Genomic DNA, 7,875 nt, shown 5'->3' on the forward strand with positions numbered 1-7,875 from the left:
GTCACTCCTGGAGTGGAAGTTGGAAGAACGCGGCTGAGGTGGCCCGGGTGTGGGCCAGCAAGGCCTCGGGCGTCTCACCACGACAGGCCGCCACCACCTTGGCGATGTGCGGCAGATAAGCAGGTTCGTTGCGCTTGGGTCTGGGTTTCAGATCCCGTGGCACCAGATAGGGGGCGTCGGTCTCTATCATCAGCCGACCGGCCGGGATCCGCACCACCTGTTCGCGCAGCAGCTGACCACGACGCTCGTCGCACAGCCAACCGGTCACGCCAATGTGCAGTCCCAGCGCCAGACACTCGTCCAGCTCGGCATCGGAGCCGGTGAAGCAGTGCAGCACGGCTCCCGGCAATTTGGGCAACCAGGGGCCCAGGATCTCGATGAAACGCGCGTGAGCGTCGCGGCAGTGCAGGAACACCGGCATGTTCAGCTCGGCGGCCAGCGCCAGCTGGGCGTCAAATACCGCATCTTGCACCGGACGGGGGGAGAAGTCTCGGTTGTAGTCGAGGCCACACTCACCGATGGCCACCACCTGGGGCAAGGCCGCCAGTTCGCGCAATGCAGGCAGAGTCTGCGCATCGACACTCTTGGCATCGTGGGGATGCACCCCGGCGGTGGAGAAGCAGTAGCCCGGCCAGCGGGATGCCAGCTCGGCGCTCGCATCACTGCCCGCCAGATCGGTGCCGGTGAGAATCAGCCCCTCGACCCCGGCTGCGCGGGCGCGGGCCACCAGTTCGGCTTGCTCACCGGCAAACTGGCTGCTGGTGAGGTTGACTCCGATGTCGATCATGGCGCGGGATACTCCGAACAAAAAGAAGAGATATCAGGTAGTTGAAAACCATCTTCTCGATGGGGCCTCACCATACGCCTGTGCGGGAGGCATGAAAAGAGGAAGGGAGCCTCGGCTCCCCTCGTTATTCTATTCTTGGGGCTTCGTCAGCCTCTCGCCGCCCGGCAGAAAGGTGACGAACAGAGCCTCGGCTCTCCCCATCCTTCTATTTCTGGGGCTTCGTCAGCCTCTCGCCGCCCGGCAAAAAGGATGACAAACAGAGCCTCAGCTCTCCCCATCTGTCTGTTTCTGCGGCTCTTCATCCTCTTGCTTCACGTAGAAACGGGCGAAGAACAGGCCAACCTCCCACAGGGCCCACATGGGGATCGCCAGCAGAGTCTGGGAGAAGACATCAGGCGGTGTCAGCAACATGCCCACCACGAATACCCCGACGATGACGTAGGGGCGCTTCTCCCGCAGGCTCTTGGGATTGGTCACCCCGGTCCAGCACAGCAGTATAGTGGCCACCGGGATCTCGAACGCCACCCCGAAGGCGAAGAACAGGGTGAGCACGAAGTCCAGATAACTGGCGATGTCGGTCGCTACCGTCACCCCGGCGGGCGCCGTGCTGGTGAAGAAGCCAAACACCAGCGGGAACACCACGTAGTAGGCGAACGCCATACCGGCGTAGAAGAGCACAGCACTGGAGGCGACCAGCGGCATGATCAACCGCCGCTCATGCTGATACAAGCCGGGTGCGATGAAGGACCAAGCCTGATACAGCAGATAGGGGATCGCCACGAAGAAGGAGACCACCAGGGTCAGCTTGATCGGCGTGATGAAGGGGGTCGCCACATCCGTCGCTATCATGCTGGTACCTGCCGGCAGCTGGCTGAGCAGCGGCTGGGCCACGAAGTCGTAGATGTTGTTGGAGAAATAGATGAGCGCGAGGAACACCAGCAGGATGGCCGCCAAAGCGCGCATCAGCCGGGTTCTCAGCTCGATCAGATGGGTGATCAGGGGTTGTTCGGCCTGACTCATGACTTCACCTCCCCTTTCACCGGCACCGCGTCTGGCAGCACGGGGGGAGCCGTCAACTCGACCAGCTCTGGTTCGGAAACCGCAGCTACGGGCGCAGTATCCGCCACCGGGGCGGGCTCTGGCTGGGGCGGACGGATCTCGTTTTGCGGCTCAGGCTGTGGTTGATAAGGGCGGTTCACCGACTGGGCGGCCGCCTTCAACTGCTCGATGGATTCCTGCAGATCCGGGCTCAGGTTGCTCATCTGCAGGGATTCGGCCTTCTTCAGGTCATTGTGCAGCTCTTGCAACTTGAGCTCCTGCTCCAGCTCGGACTTGACCGAGTTGGCGGTACTGCGAATAAGCTTGATCCAGTGGGCGGCCGTGCGGATGGCGACCGGCAGCCGCTCGGGCCCCAGCACCACCAGGGCCACCACGCCGATGACGACCAGCTCCCAAAAACCGATGTCGAACATGGCTTAGGCCTGATCTTTGTCTTTCTGCTTGGTGGTGTCGGCGTTGTTCGCCGCCTCATTCAACTGCTTTGGCGGGAACTCCGCATCTTTCTGCTCGGGCTTGGCATCGGCCGGATCGTCCGACAGCGCCTTTTTGAATCCCTTCACCGCCGCGCCCAGATCGCCACCGATCCCGCGCAACTTCTTGGTGCCAAACAGCAGTACGACGATGACTGCGATGATCAACAACTGCCAGATACTGATACCACCCATGATATTTCTCCAAAATTGGCGTTTAAGTACGTGAGTTTGTGTTTAGTGTGAACGAGCCTTCCACCAACCGAGCAACCAGCATACACCGGCACCGGCGAGGGTGATTTGTCCCCACTCAATGTGTTGTTTCTGGGTCAGCAAGAATACACCCGCGAGCAGCAGGCTGGCTCCAACCCCTAAGAGGTAGCGAGCCTGCCCCTGACGACGGCTGTTTTTGCGGAAATCCGCGAACATCTGATCGAAGTGATGCTGCTGATGGCGCGCCTGGCGCAGGGTCTCATAGACCAGCTCAGGCAGCTCAGGCAGCTTCTCGGCCCAGAACGGCGCCTTCTCCTTGATGGCGTTCAGCACGGCCTTGGGGCCCACCTGCTCGCGCATCCAGCTCTCCAGATAGGGCTTGGCGGTCTGCCACAGATCCAGCTGGGGGTAAAGCTGACGTCCCAACCCTTCCACGTAGAGCAGGGTCTTCTGCAGCAGCACCAGCTGCGGCTGCACCTGCATGTTGAAGCGGCGGGCGGTGTTGAACAGGTTGAGCAGCACATGGCCGAACGAGATCTCGGACAGCGGCTTCTCGAAGATGGGTTCCAGCACGGTGCGGATGGCGAATTCGAATTCGTCCACCTTGGTGTCGGCTGGTACCCAGCCGGACTCCACGTGCAACTCGGCCACTTTGCGGTAATCCCGGTTGAAGAAGGCGAGGAAGTTCTCCGCCAGGTAGCGCTTGTCTTCCCGATTCAGGGTGCCGACGATGCCACAGTCGATACCGATCCAGAGTGGATTCTCGGGATGTTCATGGGAGACGAAGATGTTGCCCGGGTGCATGTCGGCGTGGAAGAAGCTGTCGCGGAACACCTGGGTGAAGAACACCTCCACCCCGCGCTCGGCCAGCAACTTCATGTTGGTGCCGTTGGCTTCCAGCGCTGCAATGTCGGACACCGCGATGCCGTAAATGCGTTCCATCACCAGCACCCGCTCGCGGCAGTGCTCGGTGAACACCTCGGGCACATAGAGCGCATCCGAGCCGGTGAAGTTGCGGCGCAGCTGGATGGCGTTGGCGGCCTCGCGCATCAGGTTCAGCTCGTCGAGTATGGTCTTGCGATACTCCTCCACCACCTCGACCGGGCGTAAGCGCGCGCTCTGGGGCGCGAAGCGCGCCGCCAGCCGGGCCACCGCCTGCATCAGGCGCAGATCCGCCTCGATGACGGGTTCGATATCCGGGCGGATCACCTTGATGACGATCTCGCGACCGTTCTCTTTCAATCTGGCGGTGTGCACCTGGGCGATGGAGGCGGACGCCAGCGGCGTCTCGTCGAAGTCATCGAACAGGGTCTCGATGGGGCAACCCAGGCTTTCCTCTATCTGGCGACGGGCGGCCTGACCGCAGAAGGGGGGCACCCTGTCTTGCAGCAGGGCCAGCTCCTCGGCGATGTCCGGTGGCAACAGATCGCGTCGGGTCGACAGCATCTGGCCGAACTTGATGAAGATGGGACCGAGCGCCTCGAAGGCGAGGCGGATGCGGGCACCGCGACTCAGTTCTGGCTGCTGGTTCTTGAGCCAGAACAGGCTGCGCCGCAGCAGGCGGCCCGGCCAGGGCTGGTAGCGGGCGGGCACCAGCTCGTCGATGCCCTGCTCCAGCAGGATGCTGACGATGCGATAGAGGCGTTTGAACTCCTTCGGGGTCATCAGCTCACCTGCTGTTCGAGGCGGGCGAGCCGCAACTCGACGGCCTTCATGTGCTGGGCCAGTTGCTCGACATCGTCGCTGAAACTGGCGACCTCGAGCGGGCCGGGGGCGAGGCGAGCCTCTTCGGTCAGGTATTCGGCCAGCTGACGCTGGGTGCGGCACAGCTCACGCCCGACTACCCGCCGCGCCTGACGGGCACCGCTGCACAGAGTGTGAGCCAGCACGTCACCGGTATAGCGAGACAGCTCCTCTTCCCAGTCGATATCCAGCTCGCCCAGCAGGGCGCTGAACGCCTGCACCAGCTGGGGATCGCCGCTCAGGTCCAGCTTCTCTTCGCGAATGTAGCGAGTCAGGGCGGAGGGGTCTTTGAGCAGGCCAAGGGCCGTCAGGGAGAGGCTCAGCACCGCATCGGCTTCGCCCTCAAACTGGGCCAGCACGTCGAGACGGCGCTCGGAGAAAACGAACCAGAGCGGTTTGAGCTCACGCAGCTCCAGCTTGAGCACCTTGCCCGCCAGTTTGCGCAGCCGCTCGGGGCTTTGCTTGTCGAGGGCCAACAACTGGTTGAGGCTGGTTTCGATCACCGCGGTGACCATGGCATCCATCGGCATAGGCAACCTTAAAACTTGTATCCACGGTGCAGGGCGACGACACCCTGGGTCAGGTTGTAAAAGTCCACCTGATCGAAGCCGGCGTTCTCCATCATGCCCTTCAGGGTCTGCTGATCCGGGTGCATGCGAATGGATTCCGCCAGGTATTTGTAGCTCTCGCCGTCGTTCGCAACCAGCTCGCCCATCTTGGGCAACAGCTTGAAGGAGTAGAGGTCATACAGCTTGGCGATCACCTCGCTCTCGGGCTTGGAGAACTCCAGCACCAGCAGGCGTCCGCCCGGTTTCAGCACCCGATACATGGAGGCGAGCGCCTTGTCCTTGTCGGTGACGTTGCGCAGGCCGAAGCCGATGGTGATGACGTCGAAGTGGTTGTCCGGGAAGGGCAGCGCCTCGGCGTTGGCCTGGACGTAGGAGACGTTGTTCGCCACCCCCAGGTTACGCAGCTTGTCACGACCCACTTTCAGCATGGAGTCGTTGATGTCCGCCAGCACCACCTGTCCGGTTTCACCGACGATACGGGAGAATTTGGCAGTCAAATCCCCTGTTCCACCGGCCAAATCCAGCACTTTCTGACCTTTACGCACGCCTGAGCAGTCGATTGTGAAGCGCTTCCAGAGGCGGTGAATGCCGAACGACATCAGGTCGTTCATCAGATCATACTTGGCCGCCACCGAATGGAAGACGCCAGCCACCAGAGTTTCCTTCTCGGTCGCCGCCACGGTTTTATAGCCAAAATGCGTAGTATTCGTCTGTTCCGACATCCCTCAAACACCCATAGAGCAAAGAATGGCCGCCAGTTTACCAGAGCCGCCAGCGTCCGGACACCTCGGAACCTGTTTACTGCCCGTCACGGGGGCCGGCCGGTAAGATGAGGCGCGGCGCGGTCGCCTCGTCGACCAGCTCATCGCACGCTGGCGAGCCGGTTATCACACCCGGCTCGCGACCAACTGCATCCCCAACACCACCATGGCGAGGCAGAGGAAGACATTGAGCGCCGTGTTGAGCAGTGCCTTCAGATAGGCCCCCTGCTGAGCCAGCAGCACGGTATCCAGGGCAAAGGAGGAGAAGGTAGTCAAAGCCCCCAAAATACCCACCATCAGCAGCGGTTTCATCGGACTCTCCAGCATGTGACCGTGGCTGATGAGCGCAAAGGCCAGCCCCATGATGAAGGAGCCGATCACGTTGACCGCCAGGGTGCCATAGGGAAAGCTGCGCCCGAACAGCAGGGCGAACAGCTCGGTCATGCCAAACCGCAGGCAGGCGCCGATGGCGCCGCCAACGGCCACATAAAACCAGGTTTGCATCGAAACGGACTCCGTCCTGTCAGGCTGATATCGGGGATTATGCAAAAGCGCCGCCGCAAGTGACAGCGCCGGGATCAATCCATCAGGGTTTAACGGCGAAAATCCACCGACTCGGTGGCGGCCAGATGCAACGAGGTTCGGGCCGGTTTGGTCTCGGCGATGATCCGACCGTGGCGGATGGAGTAACGCACCGGCACCTGACGACGCACCGCATCGAAGCCGTTGTCGGCCGGCAGGATCAGCAGGTTCGCGGGTTTGCCCACCTCGATGCCGTACCTGTCCTGCACATTGAGGGTGCGGGCGCTGTGCTCGCCGATCAGCTTCAGGCTGTCGTTGATCTGCTCGTAGCCCATGAGCTGGCAGACGTGCAGCCCCATGTGCAGCACCTGCAACATGTTGCCGGTGCCCATGGGGTACCAGGGATCGAACACATCGTCATGACCGAAGCAGACGTTGATGCCCGCCTCCAGCATCTCCTTCACCCGAGTGACGCCGCGGCGCTTGGGATAGGTATCGAAGCGCCCCTGCAGATGAATGTTCACCAAGGGGTTGGCCACGAAGTTGATGTCGGCCATGCGCAGCAGGCGGAACAGGCGGGAGGCATAGGCCCCGTTGTAGGAGTGCATGGCGGTGGTATGGCTGGCGGTGACCCGTTGCCCCATGCCACGCTCGTAAGCAAGCGTTGCCAACGTTTCGATAAAGCGGGACTGCTCGTCGTCGATCTCGTCGCAATGCACATCGACCAGCACTCCGTATTGCTCTGCCAGATCGAAGATATGATGCAGACTCTCGACCCCATACTCCCGGGTGAACTCGAAGTGGGGGATGGCACCGATCACATCCGCCCCCAGCCTGAGAGCCTCTTCCAGCAAGGTCCTGCCATTGGGGTAGGAGAGGATCCCCTCCTGCGGGAAGGCCACTATCTGCAGCTCGACCCACTCCTTCATCTCCTCGCGCACCGCCAACATGGCCTTCAGGGCGATCAGACCGGGATCTGAGACATCAACGTGGGTGCGAACGAACTGGATACCGTTGGCCATCTGCCATTTAAGGGTCTGGATGGCACGGCGCTTGACGTCCTCGTGGGTCAGCAGCGCCTTGCGCTCGGCCCAGCGCTCTATCCCCTCGAACAGGGTACCGGACTGGTTCCAACTCGGCTCGCCCGCCGTCTGGGTGCTATCGAGATGAATGTGGGGCTCGATAAAGGGGGCGATGGCGAGGCCCTCCTCCCCATCCAGCTCCACTTCTGACTGAAGCGATGCCGTCAGGGGTTCGATAGCCTGGATCTGCCCATCACGGCAGAGGATCTGCCAAAGCCCTTCTCGTCCGGCCAGCCTCACCTTCTTTATCAGCATGTTTTTATTCTCTATTTTAGGAAAATTGCGGCTTTTTCAATCCGTAACTTAGCTTGGATCAATTTAATAGAAAAGCGTTCACATTGAATACATATGAAAACGCTACCATTGATAAAGGACCAAAATAAAGGAGTGCTTGGGATGAAAACAGGATTGACCGAGATCGGCAGCGCCAGTCTGTTTCACGAATATTTACAGATGCTGGGTATTCGCAAACCCCCTCTGACCTCGATCGAGAAGAGCTGGGAATATAAGCGTGGGGAAAAGTTGCTGGCAGCTATCCAGATAGAGCAATCGGGGCAGGCCCGGTTTTATCTCGATGCCAGGCAGATATCGGTAAACTGAGAAATGCGGATACAAAAAAGCCTCCCGATTGGGAGGCTTTAATATTTAGTGGTGCTGATACCCAGAGTC

General features: G+C 60.8%; 10 protein-coding genes. 1 reads left to right on the forward strand and 9 read right to left on the reverse strand.

All coding sequences use genetic code 11. The features are described from left to right. Nucleotide 1: 1 nt before the first annotated feature. From BN1137_RS21175 to BN1137_RS21215, 9 genes are all read right to left on the reverse strand, one after another. Nucleotides 2–787 (reverse strand): TatD family hydrolase, encoded by a 786-nt coding sequence (locus tag BN1137_RS21175; protein WP_050720492.1) that lies wholly within the window; start codon nucleotides 785–787, stop codon nucleotides 2–4. Nucleotides 788–1,051: 264 nt separating this feature from the next. Beyond that, nucleotides 1,052–1,807 (reverse strand): twin-arginine translocase subunit TatC, encoded by a 756-nt coding sequence (tatC, locus tag BN1137_RS21180; RefSeq protein WP_050720493.1) that lies wholly within the window; start codon nucleotides 1,805–1,807, stop codon nucleotides 1,052–1,054. Continuing rightward, nucleotides 1,804–2,259 (reverse strand): Sec-independent protein translocase protein TatB, encoded by a 456-nt coding sequence (gene tatB / locus BN1137_RS21185; protein WP_050720494.1) that lies wholly within the window; start codon nucleotides 2,257–2,259, stop codon nucleotides 1,804–1,806. The genes tatC and tatB overlap by 4 nt, the downstream gene beginning before the upstream one ends. A gap of 3 nt (nucleotides 2,260–2,262) precedes the next feature. Then, on the reverse strand, nucleotides 2,263–2,511 hold the full coding sequence (tatA, locus tag BN1137_RS21190; RefSeq protein WP_050720495.1) for a Sec-independent protein translocase subunit TatA: 249 nt from the start codon (nucleotides 2,509–2,511) through the stop codon (nucleotides 2,263–2,265). A gap of 42 nt (nucleotides 2,512–2,553) precedes the next feature. Then, complete coding sequence (gene ubiB / locus BN1137_RS21195) at nucleotides 2,554–4,194, reverse strand: ubiquinone biosynthesis regulatory protein kinase UbiB (RefSeq protein WP_050720496.1); 1,641 nt, start codon at nucleotides 4,192–4,194, stop codon at nucleotides 2,554–2,556. Further along, a complete protein-coding gene (locus tag BN1137_RS21200; RefSeq protein ID WP_050720497.1) occupies nucleotides 4,194–4,802 on the reverse strand; it encodes a ubiquinone biosynthesis accessory factor UbiJ in 609 nt (202 codons plus the stop codon). Before BN1137_RS21200 ends, ubiB begins: the two co-directional genes overlap by 1 nt. A gap of 8 nt (nucleotides 4,803–4,810) precedes the next feature. Further along, nucleotides 4,811–5,563, reverse strand: a complete 753-nt coding sequence (ubiE, locus tag BN1137_RS21205) for a bifunctional demethylmenaquinone methyltransferase/2-methoxy-6-polyprenyl-1,4-benzoquinol methylase UbiE (RefSeq protein ID WP_050720498.1) — start codon at nucleotides 5,561–5,563, stop codon at nucleotides 4,811–4,813. A 165-nt stretch (nucleotides 5,564–5,728) separates the two neighbouring features. Continuing rightward, a complete protein-coding gene (gene crcB, locus BN1137_RS21210) occupies nucleotides 5,729–6,106 on the reverse strand; it encodes a fluoride efflux transporter CrcB (RefSeq protein WP_050720499.1) in 378 nt (125 codons plus the stop codon). Nucleotides 6,107–6,195: 89 nt separating this feature from the next. Further along, nucleotides 6,196–7,461 (reverse strand): cytosine deaminase, encoded by a 1,266-nt coding sequence (locus tag BN1137_RS21215; RefSeq protein ID WP_050720500.1) that lies wholly within the window; start codon nucleotides 7,459–7,461, stop codon nucleotides 6,196–6,198. Nucleotides 7,462–7,554: 93 nt separating this feature from the next. On the opposite strand from BN1137_RS21215, the gene BN1137_RS21220 reads away from it, so the two are divergent. Further along, nucleotides 7,555–7,806 (forward strand): hypothetical protein, encoded by a 252-nt coding sequence (locus BN1137_RS21220; RefSeq protein WP_050720501.1) that lies wholly within the window; start codon nucleotides 7,555–7,557, stop codon nucleotides 7,804–7,806. Nucleotides 7,807–7,875 lie beyond the last annotated feature (69 nt).

Origin of the sequence: Aeromonas tecta (genome assembly GCF_000820185.1) — a bacterium.
In the GTDB taxonomy this organism is placed as follows: Bacteria; Pseudomonadota; Gammaproteobacteria; order Enterobacterales; family Aeromonadaceae; genus Aeromonas; species Aeromonas tecta.